This is a genomic window from Selenomonas sp. oral taxon 892 str. F0426, from assembly GCF_000468035.1.
In the GTDB taxonomy this organism is placed as follows: Bacteria; Bacillota; Negativicutes; order Selenomonadales; family Selenomonadaceae; genus Centipeda.
This window is the reverse complement of record NZ_KI260516.1, coordinates 1-591: the sequence shown is the minus strand read 5'-3', so window position 1 is coordinate 591 and position 591 is coordinate 1. Positions and strand designations below refer to the sequence as shown.

1 rRNA gene is annotated in these 591 nt (G+C 52.6%); it reads right to left on the bottom strand.

The annotated features are described in order from the left end of the window. A 23S ribosomal RNA gene (locus tag HMPREF1992_RS11030) occupies positions 1-591 on the bottom strand; the annotation flags it as partial.

Sequence of the window (591 nt, the reverse complement as noted above, 5' to 3'; positions counted from 1 at the left end):
TTCCCAGTCTCCCGGCTATCCTGTACGTTATATGCCAAAGACCAATGCCAAGCTGCAGTAAAGCTCCATGGGGTCTTTCTGTCCAGTCGCGGGTAACCTGCATCTTCACAGGTATTTCAATTTCACCGGGTCCCTCGTTGAGACAGTGCCCAAATCGTTACGCCTTTCGTGCGGGTCGGAACTTACCCGACAAGGAATTTCGCTACCTTAGGACCGTTATAGTTACGGCCGCCGTTTACAGGGGCTTCAGTTCGCTGCTTCATCTCAAGGACTAACAACTCTCCTTAACCTTCCTGCACCGGGCAGGCGTCAGCACCTATACTTCAGCTTGCGCTTTCGCAGGCACCTGTGTTTGTGGTAAACAGTCGCTTGGGCCTCTTTTCTGCCGCCGACAATAGCTCAGACAGCAAGTGTCGTCACCATCAACGGCCATCCTTTTCCCGAAGTTACGGATGCATTTTGCCGAGTTCCTTAACGAGGGTTTTCCCGCGCACCTTAGGATTCTCTCCCCGCCTACCTGTGTCGGTTTTGGTACGGGCGGACGTCTTCTCGTTAGAAGCTTTTCTTGGCAGTGTAGTGCAGCTGAATTCA